Genomic DNA, 13,544 nt, shown 5'->3' with positions numbered 1-13,544 from the left:
GAAGCCGGTTGCCCTCGATCTTCCCTGCGCGACTACGCCACGATGGTGGCGGAGGCGGACTCGAGTCGATGCCCACACCCTGTCGTCCACGTTAACCAGAGGAGAACGGCATGATCACCGTCGCCTACAGTCTCGTTTCCTATCAAGTCTCGGAAATCTCGTCCGAGACCTGTGCGCACTGTCTGGACAGCATTCGAGTCGAGCTCATCCAGGTGCCGGGCATCGTGGGAGTGGAACTGACGCCGGAGACCGGGCGAGTTTCCATTCTCACCGACGGCCCCGTCCCCGAGCGTCTGGTCATCGACGCGCTGGAAGCGGCGGGCTGCGAGGTCCGAGGCGACTGACCATGGGTACGGCAGCACGCCGCTCTCCCAGGAGCGGCGTGCTCAGACCGTGGCCGTCGCCTCGTCACCGTCCTCGGGCGGTGACACATCTGCGGGGGCGTACTCCCAGCGTTCGGTGAGGAGCGCGGGAGGGGGTGGGGTCCCGGGCAGTCGGGGGTGACCGGGGCGCAGACCGTCGAGAGCGATGGCGATCGTACGCTTCCGGGCGTTGTGGGCCGCGTCGATCAGGTCGGTGCGCCCCTGCCGGTCAAGCTGTTCGATCAGGGGGGACTTGCCGAGCTGTTCGATCAGTAGCGAGATGTCCATGGCCGTGGCGTCCGGCCTGAGCACTCCGGCGGCATGCGCGCGAGCCACCAGGTCCCGCATGAGCTCCTCCGACCTGGTGAACTTGGCGGCCATCTCGTCGGTGACGGCGATCGTGCTGGCCAGCGGCCCGAGGGAGCCGCCACTGAACTCGACGCAGGCGCCGATGTAGTGAGCGAGCCCCTCCCAGGGGTCGTCGTGCCGCAGACCGCGTTCGGCGGCCTGAATCCACTGGTCGAGGGAGAGCGCGCACAGGTGCTGGAAGAGCTCGTCCTTGGAACGGTAGCGGCGGTAGAGGCTGGCGATGCCGACTCCGGCGCGTGCGGCGATCGTCGCCACCGACGCATGGGCTCCGTCCACGGCCAGGACCTTCTTGGCGGCCTCCAGGAGGGCGTGGTCGTTGCGTTCGGCTTCTGCGTGCCGGGGGGCTTTGCGTGCCATGCGCTCACTGTAGCCGCCTTGCGGAGCGATTCGCTCCGTTATATGTTCTCAAACGAAGCGTTTTTATCCGTTTGAGGGAGTGTCATGCGGGCTGTGGTGATGGAAGAGTTCGGCGGGCCGGAGACACTGCGGACGCGGCAGGTCGAAGATCCCGTGCCGGGGCCGGGACAGGTGCTCGTCGCGGTGGCGTACGCGAGCATCACGTTCGTCGAGACGCAGGTGCGCTCGGGCAAGGGGCCGTTCGGCAGGCCCGCACTGCCCCGCATACCCGGCAACGGCGTGGGCGGTCGCATCGCCGCCGTCGGACCGGACGTGGACCCGGACCTGGTGGGGACGGTCGTGGTCACCACCACCGGCGGCGAGGGCGGTTATGCCGAGCTGGCGCTGGCTCGGGCCCAGGACGCGGTCCCGGTCCCCGCGGGCCTGGAGCTCAAGGACGCGGTCGCGCTGCTGGCCGACGGGCGTACGGCGTTGCTGCTGTACCGGCAGGCGGAGATCAAGCCGGGCGATCGGGTCCTCGTGGAGGCCGCGGGGGGAGGTGTCGGCAGCCTGCTGGTGCAGCTCGCCGCCACCGCGGACGCCCACGTGATCGGCGCCGCCCGAGGCGCCGGCAAGGCGGGGCTGGTCACCTCGCTGGGCGCGGCCTCCTATGTCGACTACTCCCGGCCCGACTGGGTGGATCGGGTGATGGAGGCGACCGGCGGCACCGGGCTCGATCTCGTCTTCGACGGGGTCGGCGGCCGGATCGGCACCGAGGCGATCGGCGCGCTGCGTGAAGGCGGACGCGTGAGCGTCTACGGAATGGCCAGCGGCGCCGACGCCGACCTCGACGAGGGCGAGCTCCGGGCCCGCTCCATCGACGTCATCGGGCTCACCGCCGCGCCGAGCCCCGCCCAGACCCGCGCGCTCGTCGTCGATGCGCTGAACCTGGCCGCCGACGGGAAGTTGCGGCCGGTCATCGGCCAGACCTTCCCGCTCGACGCGGCAGCCGCCGCGCATCGAGCGATCGAGTCGCGGACCACCACCGGCAAGACCCTGCTCATCCCCGCCGGCGACGCGCGCGGCTGAGATCGGCCGCTCATCGCGCTCGCCCTGCCGCCCCTGACCCTGCGGCGCGCAACCCCGCCACGACCGAGCCGGCCCGGACAGGTCACGACACCCACCCCGGCGTCCGACTGAAGGACCAAGCGATCACGCAAGTCGAGGTCTACTTCGACGTCCTGTGCCCCTGGTCCTACAACGGAGCCCCGCCGGTATCGGCCGTTCAGGAACCCGCCGCGCCGGCAAGGCTCCTGGGCGGCGTTCTCAGCGGACCGGCAGACCGGTGACGGCGCGGCCAATGATCAGGCGCTGGATCTCGCTGGTGCCCTCGAAGATGGTGTAGATCTTGGCGTCGCGGTGGAAGCGCTCGACCGGGTGTTCGCGGGTGTAGCCGGCTCCGCCGAGGATCTGGATGGCCTGCTCGGTGACCCAGACCGCGGTCTCGCCCGCCACCAGCTTGCACATCGAACCCTCGGCCTGGTCGAAGGCGCGGTTGTTACGGGCCATCCAGGCCGCGCGCCAGGTCATCAGCCGGGCGATGTCGACGCGGGTGGCCATGTCGGCCAGCAGGAAGGCGACCGCCTGGTTCTCGCCGATCTTACGGCCGAACTGCTCGCGCTCCCGGGCGTAGTCACGGGCGTACTCGTATCCCGCCCGGGCGATGCCCACGGCCATGGCCGCCACCGACGGGCGGGTGGTCTCGAAGGTCCGCATCGCGCCCTGCTCGCCGGCCCGCTCGCCGGAGCGGACGCGTTCGAGCCTGGCGTCGAGCTTCTCCGCGCCGCCGAGCAGGCACGCGGCCGGCACGCGCACGTTGTCGAGGATCACCTCGGCGGTGTGGGAGGCGCGGATGCCGTGCTTTCTGAACTTCTGCCCCATCGACAGCCCCGGCGTGCCGGGCGGGACGACGAAGGACGCCTGGCCCCGGGCGCCCAGCGAGGGGTCCACCGACGCGACGACGACGTGGACGTCGGCGATGCCGCCGTTGGTCGCCCAGGTCTTCACCCCGTTCAGGATCCAGTCGTCGCCGGAGCGGACGGCGCGGGTGCGGATGGCTCCCACGTCGGATCCGGCGTCGGGCTCGGAGGCGCAGAACGCGCCGAGCCTGACGTCGTCGGGGGTGCCGAACATCTGCGGGAGCCACTCCCCCATCTGCTCGGGGGTGCCGCTCGCGGACAGGGCCGCGGCGGCGAGACCGGTGCCGACGATGGACAGGCCGATGCCCGCGTCTCCCCAGAAGAGCTCCTCGAACGCGACCGTCAGGCCGAGGCCGCTCGGCTCGAACCACTGCTGGGCGAAGAAGTCGAGCGAGTAGAGCCCGATCTTGGCGGCTTCCTGGATGACCGGCCAGGGCGTCTCCTCGCGCTCGTCCCATTCGGCGCCGGCCGGGCGGACGACGGACCGGGCGAACCGGTGCACCCAGTCGCGCACCTCCCGCACGTCCTCGCTCAACTCCGGACAGAAGCCGGTCTCGCTCATCGCGCACTCCTCCCGAGAAGGGTTACCACCGGTAACACCCCTACCTTACTGGCGGGTGGACCGCTCCGCGCAACACGGCGGCGGCCACGGTTCCGGTCCGCGATCCCGGCCGTGGAGGCCGGCGGAGCACGGGGTACGGCCGGCGCGCGCGGCGGCCGTCAGGGCCGGCACGCCGAGGAGGAAAGGCCGGGTGGCCGGTCAGTCCGCGGCGTGGGAGTGGTATCCGGAGACGGTGATCATCGGGGGGCGCTCGGCCACGGCCACGTCGCGGACGGTCGCGCGGTGACCGCTGGGGCCCCGGCGGAACTGCACCAGCCGGCGCGACGGCGTGTGCAGCGAGACCATCTTGTCCTGGCGTTCGAGACGGGACCAGGAGGTCTGCAGGATCTGGGCGGCCATGCCGCCGAGCGCCTCGGTCGACTGGTGGGAGTGGACGCGGCGGCCCAGGTCGACCTGGGCGAGGCCGTCGAGGCCGGCGAGCTCCAGCAGGTCGATCAGCAGGCCCAGCTCCACGCCGTAACCGGTGACGAACGGGACCCGCTCCAGCACGGACCGGCGCCCGGCGTACTCCCCCGCCAGGGGCTGCACGAACCCGGCCAGCAGCGGCCAGTGCAGGTTGAGCAGGGGACGCGCGACGAGCTCGGTGACCCGGCCGCCGCCGCTCTGCACGTTCTGCAGCGGCCGCTCGTAGCAGCCCTTGACGTAGGCCACGCCCGGGTCGCCGAGCAGCGGGCCGAGCAGCCCGGTCACGAACGACGTGCTGAACTCGCGCAGATCGGCGTCGATGAAGACCAGCAGGTCACCGGAGGTCACCGCGAGGGACTTCCACAGCGCCTCGCCCTTGCCGTCCATCGGTTTCAGGTCGGGCAGGATCTCGTCCTGCGCGATCACCCTGGCCCCCGCCCGCGCGGCGCGCGCGGCGGTCTCGTCGACGGAACGGGAGTCGATGACCACCAGCTCGTCGACGAGGGGCACCGTCTCCATCAGATCACGCCGGATCGCGGTGACGATCTCCCCGACCGTCTCCTCCTCGTCACGGGCGGGCAGCACGACGCTGACCGTCGTGTCGCCTTTGGCCTCCAGCAGCCACGGCAACGGCCAGTCGGCCGATGATGAGGTGCGCCCACGTAGCCATGCCTCCACTTCAGGCAGCACAGCCCACCTTTCCCATCATCGCGGAATCGACGGCTATCAGCCTATGCGGCACTGATTGTCACCAGGTACCGGATCCCGATCTCTCCCACAGATGGGAAGATCGAGGCAGACCGGAGCGAGGGGGCGGCATGGACCCGGTGGCGGTGATGAGGGCGGCCCGTGCCGTCCGTGACGAGCTTGACCATTTGCTGGGCGGAGCCTCCGGGGAGCTGCGGGAGCGGCTCGACCCGCTGCTGGCGGAGGAGGGTGTCCAGGAGCCCGGTCCGCTGGCCGACGTCATCGTGATGCTCATCGCCCAGTACGGCCCCGCCTGGGAACGGTTCACCGTACTGCGCCGGCTGAACGAGCAGGCCGCGGCCGAGGGGCCGGCCGTGCCGCCGGGGCCCGTGAGCCAGGACCCGCCGTCCGCTCCGGCGCCCGCGGCCCCCGATCCCGCGGGCTCGGCGAGCCCCGCCCCGGCCCCGTACGGCCAGGGCGGACCGGACCGGCCGTGGCCCGGCGAGGCTGCCGCGGGGATGCCCGCCGATCCGCCCGCCGAGCACGGGACCGGGCCCCAGCACGGATCGCCCCCTCCCGCGCCTCCCCTTCCCCCGCCGTCCCCCGCCTCCTCGATGCCCCCCGCCCCCACGGCGCCGGAGCGCGGCCCCTCCGTGCTCGACCGGCTGACCGGGGCCTTCCGCAGGCGGCGCAGGCAGCCGGCGCCCGCCGGCGCGGAGTGGGAGGCGTTCCCGCTGATCGAGGTGGCCGACGAGGTGGTGGCGGGCTGGGGGGTCGAGGTCCAGGTCGGTCTCTCCCCCGGCGGCCCCCCGGCCGCAGCCGCCCCCGCACCGGGCGCCGGGGCCCTCCCCGCACCCGGGGCCGCCCCCTCCCCGGGGACCGCTCCCCCGCCCGGCACCGTCGCCCCCGGCGCCGTCGCCCCGGCCGGGGAGGTCCCCGGCGCGGCCCCCTTCGTCCACGGGCCGGCCGATCTGGACATCCAGCTCATCGCCGAGGGGTTCGAGGCGCCCGGCGGATGGCGGGTACGGCTGCGCGTCGACGGGGCTTCGCCGTACCCGAGGGCGGCGGTCCGCCTGGTCGCTCTCCCGCAGGAGCAGCCGGCGCTCGCCCGGCAGATCCAGGCGATCCACGCGGTCGGCGGCCAGGTGACCGGGTTCGGCGTGCGCGCGCTCGCGGTCCTCGACTCTCCCGGCATGCTCGGCCGGGAGAGCGTCCCGCAGCCGGTCGCGGGCACCCGGGTCCGGGTGGCCGGCGGCGGGGAGCCGGCGGACGTCACGGTGGTCGTCGTCCACGGCGACCGGCCGGGGCGGCTGTGGTGGACCTACCAGTCCCCGCACTTCACCACGCCGGACCAGGCCGAGATCTGTGAGCTGGGGATGCGGACCTCCGAGTTCGGGCGGCACGTGGCGGAGCAGGCGCACAGCGTCGAGGACATGGGCCGGCGGGTCGCCTCCAAGATCCCCCGGGGTTTCTGGGAGCTGCTGCACGCGGTGGCCGGGCGCGTGGCCCCACGCCGGCCGAGCGTGCTGGTGCTGTCGCAGGAGCCGCACATCCCCTGGGAGCTGGCCACGCTGGAGCAGCCGTTCGACGGGTCCGTCCCCGCCCTGCTGAACTGCCAGACGGTGACCGGCCGTTGGCCCCTCGGCGGCCGGCGGCCCGAGCTGCCTCCGCCGACGCGCGCGCGGGGCGAGAGCATGGCGGTCGTGTACGGCGGGGCGGAGGTCCACCCGCTGGTCGCCGCGTACGGCGCCGCCCGGGTCACCCCCGTGCTCGGCGACGTCCTGGCCATGCTCGCCGAGCCGCCGGACCTGATCCACTTCACCGCCGGGGGGACGGCGTCCGAGGCCCTGGGCCGGGACATGGGCGAGGGCCCGTTCGTCTTCCTGGAGGAGCCCGGAGACTGCCAGGCCTTCCTGCTGGCGGGGGCCAGCGGGGTGGTCGCCCCGCTCTGGCCCGTCGGCGACGGCCTGGCGCCGGAGTTCTACCGCCGCTGTCTCGCCGGCGAGCCCCCCGCGGAGGTGCTGCGCTCCCTGCGCTGCCAGGTGCCCGCCACGGGGCCCGCCTACCAGTTCTTCGGCCACCCGTCGCTCACGCTGTCGCGGGGTCACTCCAGGGCGTGACGCTCCAGGAAGGTGTAGACGTCGGCCTCGTCCACGCCGGGGAAGGACCCGGGGGGCAGGGCGGCCAGGATGTGGGAGTTGCCGCGCGCCGAGGGCCAGGCGTAGCCCTCCCAGCGCTGGGTGAGCTCGGCGGGCGGGCGGCGGCAGCAGTCGCCGGTGGGGCAGCCGGACTTGGTGCGGTGGGTGGTCTCCCTGCCGCGGAACCAGCGTGACTCGCGGTACGGCACGCCGAGGGTGATGGCGAAGTCCCGCTCCCGGGACGGGTCGACGTGGGCGACGCAGAAGTAGGTGCCGGTGGGCGAGTCGGAGTACTGGTAGAAGACGGAGAACCTGTCCGGGGAGCGGAAGACCTGCCGTCCCGACCACTGCAGGCACATCCGCTGGCCCTCGATCGCGCCCTGCTCGTCGGCGGGGAAGACGATGCCGTCGTTCTCGTACGCCTTGTAGATGATCCCGCCGGCGTCGTTGCGGACGAAGTGGCAGGTCAGGTCCAGGAAGTGGGTGGCCAGGTTGGTGAAGCGGTGCGCGGCCATCTCGTAGGAGACGGCGAAGACGTCCCGCAGGTCCTCCACGCTCAGCGCGCGGTCCTGTTTGGCCTCCCTGAGATACGGCACGGCGGTGGCCTCGGGCACCAGCACGGCGGCGGCGAAGTAGTTGGCCTCGGTCCGCTGGCGGAGGAAGTCGGCGAAGTCGCGGGGCTTGTGGTGGCCGAGGGCCAGGTGGCCGAGAGTCTGCAGCAGGATGGTGCGCGGGGTGTGCATGCCGAGCTGCTCGTGCTTGACGTAGATGCGCCGGTTGCGCAGGTCGGTGATCGAGCGGACGGTGCGGGGCAGGTCCTGGACCGTCTGAACGGTGTAGCCGAAGTGGGTGACCAGGGCCTGGACGGTGCTCTGCGACAGCGCGCCGGTGCGGTAGCCGACCGCGGAGAGCGCCTCGGCCGCGGCCTTCTCGATCTCCTCGAAGTAGTTGCCCCGCTCGCGCTGCATGCGGCGGAGCTCGGCGTTGGCGACGCGTGCCTCCTCGGGGGTCGCGGTGCCCCTGGCCTGGCGTGAGCGCAGCTCGCCGTAGAGGCCGAGGATGTGTTCGAGCACGTCGTTGGGGACGCGCGCGGAGACCTTCAGCCTGGCCAGGCCGAGCCCCGCGTACAGCGGGTCGCGCTGCGCCTCCTCCAGCGCCATCTCCAGCTGGGCCCGGCGGTTGGGCGCCTGGCGGCGGAGCAGCTCCTCGACCGGCACGTTCAGGGCGGCGGCGAGAGACTTCAGCAGCGACAGCTTCGGCTCGCGCTTGCCGTTCTCCAGCAGGGAGAGCTGGCTCGGCGCACGGCTGACGCGTTCGCCCAGGTCGGAGAGGGTAAGGCCGCGCTGCTTGCGCAGGTGTCTGAGGCGCTGGCCGAACGCGATGAGATCGAGCTCCTGCGTCAAGGACAGCGGTTCTTCACCGACCAGGGATGCCATAGCACGATGCTAAACGAAATTTCCGGAATTATTTCAACGCCCCCCAGCCTCCCCTGGCCCACGCCGCCGGGATTGGTCTAGTCCATAGCGCAAACTCTTAAATTCTTCTCTCCTGAATACCCGCCAGTATTCGCTCAGCGAGAAAAATCGAGATTCTTTCGTCAAGATCGGCCTTGTTTGCCCGTTTCGTCCGAGCACACACTCAGAGCAAGGCACCCAGGGGACGACAAGGAGTGAAAAAATGAACGATCGCCTCAAGGGAGCCGCAGATGAGCTGCGGCGCGAATGGGAGACCAACCCCCGCTGGAAGGGCACCGAGCGCACCTACACGGCCGAGGACGTGGTGCGGCTCCGCGGGTCCGTCCAGGAGGAGCACACCCTCGCCCGGCTCGGCGCCGAACGGCTGTGGGACCTGCTCACCACCGAGGACTACGTGCACGCGCTCGGCGCGCTGACCGGCAACCAGGCCGTGCAGCAGGTCAAGGCGGGTCTGAAGGCGATCTACCTGTCGGGCTGGCAGGTCGCGGCCGACGCCAACCTCGGCGGGCAGACCTACCCCGACCAGAGCCTCTACCCGGCCAACTCGGTGCCGGCCGTCGTGCGCCGCATCAACAACGCGCTGCTCCGCGCCGACCAGATCACCTGGTCGGAGGGGGACGAGAACGCGCCGCACTGGCTGGCCCCGATCGTGGCCGACGCCGAGGCGGGCTTCGGCGGCGTGCTCAACGCCTTCGAGCTGATGAAGGGCATGATCGCCGCAGGTGCGGCGGGCGTGCACTGGGAGGACCAGCTCGCCTCCGAGAAGAAGTGCGGCCACCTGGGCGGCAAGGTCCTGATCCCGACCGGCCAGCACGTCAAGACCCTGAACGCGGCCCGCCTCGCGGCCGACGTGCTGGGGGTCCCCTCTGTGATCATCGCGCGGACCGACGCCCAGGCCGCGACGCTCCTGACCACCGACGTCGACCCCCGCGACCACGCCTTCACCACCGGCGAGCGCACCGCCGAGGGCTTCTACCGCGTCCGCAACGGCGTCGACTCCTGCATCGCCCGGGGCCTGGCCTACGCGCCCCACTCCGACCTGCTCTGGATGGAGACCTCCCTGCCGGATCTGGACGTGGCCCGCGAGTTCGCCGAGGCCATCAAGGCCAGGTACCCCGACCAGATGCTGGCCTACAACTGCTCGCCCTCCTTCAACTGGAAGAAGCACCTGGACGACTCGACCATCGCCAAGTTCCAGCGCGAGCTCGGCCACATGGGCTACAAGTTCCAGTTCATCACGCTGGCGGGCTTCCACTCGCTCAACTACTCGATGTTCGACCTCGCCCGGGGCTACGCCGAGGAGGGCATGAGCGCCTACGTCGAGCTCCAGGAGGCCGAGTTCGCCGCCGAGCCGCGCGGCTACACCGCCACCCGCCACCAGCGCGAGGTCGGCACCGGATACTTCGACCTGGTCAGCACGGCCATCGCGCCGGAGTCCTCCACCACGGCCCTGCGGGGTTCCACGGAGGAGGAGCAGTTCGAGAAGGCTCACTAACCCTCCGGACCCGAGCCCGCCCGGAACGTTTCCAGGGCATGGGACTCCTTCCCGGGCGAGCTCGGTGACCAGGTCGAGAACGAGGCCCCGCCGTACGGATTTCCCCCGAGTCCGTCCGGCGGGGCCTTTCGCCGTCGACGGCCCGGCCCCGGAGCGGCCCGGGCGGCACGGCCTGCTGCGCGGCCGCGGCCCGGGCGGGTCGGCGCCGGTCCGCCGATCAGCCGGCGATGGCCTCGATCAGCTTGCGGCGCTGCTGCGTGCCGAGCCCGCCGAGACGGCGGGCCTCGTCCACGTCGGCCTCCGCCATGAGCTGGGCGGCCTTCACATTGCCGATGCCGGGCAGCGCGCGCAGCGCCTGCGACACCTTGATGCGCTTGGCGATGTCGTCATCGCGGCCCAGGAGCTGCTCAAGGCTCACAGAGCCGGCCTTGACCTCGGCCAGAAGCTTGGCTCGGGCCGTACGGGTCTCAGCGGCCTTGGCGAGGGCGGCCTGACGCTGTTCGGGGGTTAGCTTGGGCAGAGCCATGTTGACTTCTCCTCGATTACTCGGATTATGACGTGCTGTTACCCACAGCAACTCGGCTAATCATCGCCTAAGTGTGGGAAACACCGTGTGTTCGGCACAGACCATCACGATATGCCCAGGGAGTTACCCCGGCCTTACCTGACTCTTCGTAGCCTCAACCTCATGGGTATCTGGCAAGGGCCGGACGGCATCGAGGTCGAGGCGATCATGCTTGGCGACCTCCCATGCCTGCGCGTGACCCAGCGGATCGGTGAACAGCGGATGGTGCTCGCTTACTGCATGGACGTGCGCGAGGTCGGCCGGCTCGTGAATCTGGCCGAGCTCGTCGCAGCGTAGGGCCGGCCCCACGAATGATCAAATAAAGATCACAACCTGGTCCGATCCGAGACCGGTGTGAACTTCCGCGGCTCCTGGGACGTCGGACTGGTCAAGGGAGGCCCGTATGGATGTTCTGGACGGCCTCGTTGACGAAGACCTCCGGCTGGAGCTCCTCCTCGTTGAGGCCCTGTACGAGGAGGCGGAACGGCTGGCCGCCCAGCCCGACCGCTGATGAACGGCGGAGAGTGCCCGCCACCTCACCGAGGTGGCGGGCACTCTCTCGCCGCCGGAGGGCGCGGGCGCGGAGCGGACTCGATGGATCCGGGCGCAATAGCGTTAACTATGCCCATGAACAAGCGCGAGCTGATCGAGAAGGCCGCGGCTGAGGCCGGACTCAGCCGGCGGCAGACCGCCGCCGCTCTGGAGGCGATCCTGGGGACCATCCAGACGGCCGTGGCATCCGAGGACAAGGTCGCCATCCCGGGTTTCGGGTCCTTCGAGATCGTGCACAAGTCGGCGCGGACCGGGCGTAATCCGCAGACCGGCGAGCCTCTGGAGATCGCCGAGACCTGGACGGCCAAGTTCAAGCCGAGCCCGGGGTTCATGGGCCTCATCCGCCAGCGCAAGAAGGACTGAGCTCCCCACGGAGGTCCCCTCACCGGTCACCGGGCGGAGACGGGCCGCGGACGGCGACGGCCCCCGGGGAGGTGTCCACTCCCCGGGGGCCTGGGTGCCGCCATGTCGCGGCGTCAGCGCGTTTAAGAGGGCCGGTCATTCATAACGATGTCGTGCTCTGCCATTAAGCTACGAACGCATGTGGAGCGTCCAGCGGGACTCGAACCCACACCCGACCATCACTGCCTTCCCTCGGTCGATCTGACGCTCGGCGGCGAATGCTGAACCTGGAGCGAGAGTCTGAGCTTGAGCGGCCGCCTCTACCAGTTGGGCCATCCCGGCGCGGACGGTGCCGGGAGAGGGACTCGAACCCCCACTTGAACCGCGTGTCAGTCTGACATTTCAGTTTCAGCTTCCGCGCTTTCGCGCGTCCCCGCGCTCCCACGGGGAGTCTTGAAGGCTACCCCAGGAGGTAGCCGAACACCTTCTCGCCGATGCGCTGGTCGACCACCTCGGTGCCGTTGGCCTCCTCGCGGGCGAACTTCACGGCGTCCTGGAGCCTGGTGACCCGCTCCAGGAGCTCGTTGACCCGCTTGCGCGGGACGGCGCCGGAGAAGGTGACCTTGGTCCAGAAACCGACCACGATGTCCTCGTGGTAGACCTCGACCTGGGCCGGGTGCTTGTCGGTCGCCTCCGCCTTGACGTGGTTGCGGGGCACCTTCTTGGTCCGGGTCGTCTTGACCGGCTCGGTCCGCCAGCAGTCGGTCGACTGGTCCAGCGTCCACGTCTCCGCCGCGTCGAGGACGGGCAGCTTGGCGACGAAGGTGTGCAGGTCGACCAGCTGCTTCTCCAGGAAGAGCAGGTAGGTGACCGGCACGTTCTCCAGCAGGGTGGCGCCGTCCACCCTGACGTCGGCCCGCGCGACGCAGTTCGCCCAGTCCTTGGTGGCGGTCACGTCGAACAGCCGGGTGAGCGTGGTGCCGAGCTGCTTGAGCAGGTCCTCGGCCTGGACCTGCACGCGTGTGGACTCGGCCGGCAGGTGCTCGCCCTCGTCGTCGATCGGCTGGTAGGTCCGGGAGATGCCCGACAGCAGGGTGTTCTTCTGGACCGTGTGGTACGCGTCGGTCACCTTGCGCTGGGCGTCGGACTTGACGCCCTTCTCCACGGCGAGGATCTGGTTCAACTTGGTCGCCATGGATGTAACGCTATCGGGAAGATCACCCGCTCTCATCCCTTTTATCAACCGGCTTCAGCTTTTCGGCGGCCGGCCCCGGCGGCGGGCGGCCCGCGCTCAGTGCCGTACGGCGCGGGCGTACCAGCGGCCGTCGAGGTTGTCGATGCGCAGCGTCCGCCCGAAGCACTCCGACAGGTTCTCGCCGGTCAGGATCTCCGCCACCGGCCCGGCCTCCTGGATGCGGGTGTCACGCATCAGCAGGGCGTGGGTCGTGGTGGCCGGGACCTCCTCCAGGTGGTGGGTGACGGTGACCGTGGTCAGCGCCGGACGGGTCGCGGCCAGGTCTTCGACGGCGGTGATCAGGTCCTCGCGGGCGGGCAGGTCGAGCCCGGCGAACGGCTCGTCCAGCAGCAGCACCACCGGGTCGGCCATCAGCGCCCTGGCCACCCGGATCCGGGCCCGCTCCCCCTGGGAGCAGACGCGGAAGAGCCGGTCGGCCAGATCCTTGCAGCCCATGTCCGCCAGCAGATTGTGCGCCCGCTCGTGCTGGGCCGGGCCGTAGCGGTCCCACAGGGGCGCGCTGGTCCCGGTGTGACCGGTCAGCACGACGGTGTGCGCGGTGGCGTTCTCCTCCTCCAGCAGCTCCTCGTCGACGAGCCGCTGGCTGGCCGCGACCAGACCGATGTGACGGCGCAGCTCCCTGAGGTCGACCCTGCCCAGCCGCTGGCCGAGCACGGTGGCGGCGCCCTCCGTGGGATGCCGTACGGCGGCGGCCAGTGACAGCAGCGTGGTCTTGCCCGCCCCGTTGGGACCCAGCACCACCCAGTGCTGGCCGTACTCGACCCGCCAGTCGATGCCCGCCAGGAGAGTCCGTCCGACCGCCCGCACCCCGACACCGCTCAGCTCCACCGCGCCGGGCACGGACTGCTCCATCGGTCTCCCCCTCCGGTTCGATACGCGCCGATTACCCTAACCGATGCGGCAGTTTGCCTCCTTGCCCCGTCCGCGCGGCGACGACAGCCCGGTGGACCTCCCGCCGGGGC

Annotated in this window: 13 protein-coding genes; 6 read left to right on the top strand and 7 right to left on the bottom strand. The window is 71.0% G+C overall.

Translation table 11 applies throughout. The features are described from left to right. Nucleotides 1-110: 110 nt before the first annotated feature. A complete protein-coding gene (locus J2S55_RS08200) occupies nt 111-344 on the top strand; it encodes a heavy-metal-associated domain-containing protein (RefSeq protein WP_306858449.1) in 234 nt (77 codons plus the stop codon). Between the two features lie 42 nt (nt 345-386). Here J2S55_RS08200 and J2S55_RS08195 read toward each other — a convergent pair whose 3' ends face one another. Next, nucleotides 387-1,088 (bottom strand): TetR/AcrR family transcriptional regulator, encoded by a 702-nt coding sequence (locus J2S55_RS08195; RefSeq protein WP_306858448.1) that lies wholly within the window; start codon nt 1,086-1,088, stop codon nt 387-389. 84 nt (nt 1,089-1,172) lie between these two features. Between J2S55_RS08195 and J2S55_RS08190 the strand changes: the two genes are divergently transcribed. Continuing rightward, complete coding sequence (locus J2S55_RS08190) at nt 1,173-2,156, top strand: zinc-binding dehydrogenase (RefSeq protein ID WP_306858447.1); 984 nt, start codon at nt 1,173-1,175, stop codon at nt 2,154-2,156. Nucleotides 2,157-2,393: 237 nt separating this feature from the next. On the opposite strand, the gene J2S55_RS08185 is transcribed toward J2S55_RS08190, so the two are convergent. Beyond that, nucleotides 2,394-3,608: an acyl-CoA dehydrogenase family protein gene (locus J2S55_RS08185; RefSeq protein ID WP_306858446.1), complete on the bottom strand. Its 1,215-nt coding sequence runs from the start codon at nt 3,606-3,608 to the stop codon at nt 2,394-2,396. A gap of 198 nt (nt 3,609-3,806) precedes the next feature. Next, on the bottom strand, nt 3,807-4,763 hold the full coding sequence (locus tag J2S55_RS08180; protein ID WP_306858445.1) for a glucosyl-3-phosphoglycerate synthase: 957 nt from the start codon (nt 4,761-4,763) through the stop codon (nt 3,807-3,809). A gap of 128 nt (nt 4,764-4,891) precedes the next feature. On the opposite strand from J2S55_RS08180, the gene J2S55_RS08175 reads away from it, so the two are divergent. Continuing rightward, entirely contained in the window at nt 4,892-6,880 is a 1,989-nt protein-coding gene (locus J2S55_RS08175; RefSeq protein WP_306858443.1) for a hypothetical protein, read from the top strand. Here the strand turns inward: J2S55_RS08175 and J2S55_RS08170 are convergent. Continuing rightward, nucleotides 6,865-8,334, bottom strand: coding sequence for a helix-turn-helix domain-containing protein (locus J2S55_RS08170; protein ID WP_370879602.1), 1,470 nt, complete (start codon nt 8,332-8,334; stop codon nt 6,865-6,867). The two genes, J2S55_RS08175 and J2S55_RS08170, sit on opposite strands and share 16 nt — an antisense overlap. A gap of 241 nt (nt 8,335-8,575) precedes the next feature. Between J2S55_RS08170 and aceA the strand changes: the two genes are divergently transcribed. After that, nucleotides 8,576-9,868 carry an isocitrate lyase gene (gene aceA / locus J2S55_RS08165; protein ID WP_306858441.1) on the top strand — a complete coding sequence of 431 codons (1,293 nt, stop codon included), beginning with the start codon at nt 8,576-8,578 and terminating at the stop codon, nt 9,866-9,868. A gap of 217 nt (nt 9,869-10,085) precedes the next feature. On the opposite strand, the gene mihF is transcribed toward aceA, so the two are convergent. Beyond that, on the bottom strand, nt 10,086-10,394 hold the full coding sequence (gene mihF, locus J2S55_RS08160) for an integration host factor, actinobacterial type (RefSeq protein ID WP_306858440.1): 309 nt from the start codon (nt 10,392-10,394) through the stop codon (nt 10,086-10,088). 162 nt (nt 10,395-10,556) lie between these two features. On the opposite strand from mihF, the gene J2S55_RS08155 reads away from it, so the two are divergent. Next, nucleotides 10,557-10,730, top strand: coding sequence for a hypothetical protein (locus J2S55_RS08155; RefSeq protein ID WP_306858439.1), 174 nt, complete (start codon nt 10,557-10,559; stop codon nt 10,728-10,730). A gap of 330 nt (nt 10,731-11,060) precedes the next feature. Further along, nucleotides 11,061-11,348 carry an HU family DNA-binding protein gene (locus J2S55_RS08150; RefSeq protein WP_306858438.1) on the top strand — a complete coding sequence of 96 codons (288 nt, stop codon included), beginning with the start codon at nt 11,061-11,063 and terminating at the stop codon, nt 11,346-11,348. 439 nt (nt 11,349-11,787) lie between these two features. Here the strand turns inward: J2S55_RS08150 and J2S55_RS08145 are convergent, their stop codons facing one another. Next, nucleotides 11,788-12,522: a DUF7873 family protein gene (locus tag J2S55_RS08145; protein WP_306858436.1), complete on the bottom strand. Its 735-nt coding sequence runs from the start codon at nt 12,520-12,522 to the stop codon at nt 11,788-11,790. Nucleotides 12,523-12,618: 96 nt separating this feature from the next. Further along, entirely contained in the window at nt 12,619-13,434 is an 816-nt protein-coding gene (locus J2S55_RS08140; protein WP_306858435.1) for an ABC transporter ATP-binding protein, read from the bottom strand. Nucleotides 13,435-13,544: the final 110 nt, after the last annotated feature.

The organism is Streptosporangium brasiliense, from assembly GCF_030811595.1.
In the GTDB taxonomy this organism is placed as follows: Bacteria; Actinomycetota; Actinomycetes; order Streptosporangiales; family Streptosporangiaceae; genus Streptosporangium; species Streptosporangium brasiliense.
The sequence above is the reverse complement of the archived record's forward strand: the minus strand, read 5'-3'. Positions and strand labels throughout refer to the sequence as shown.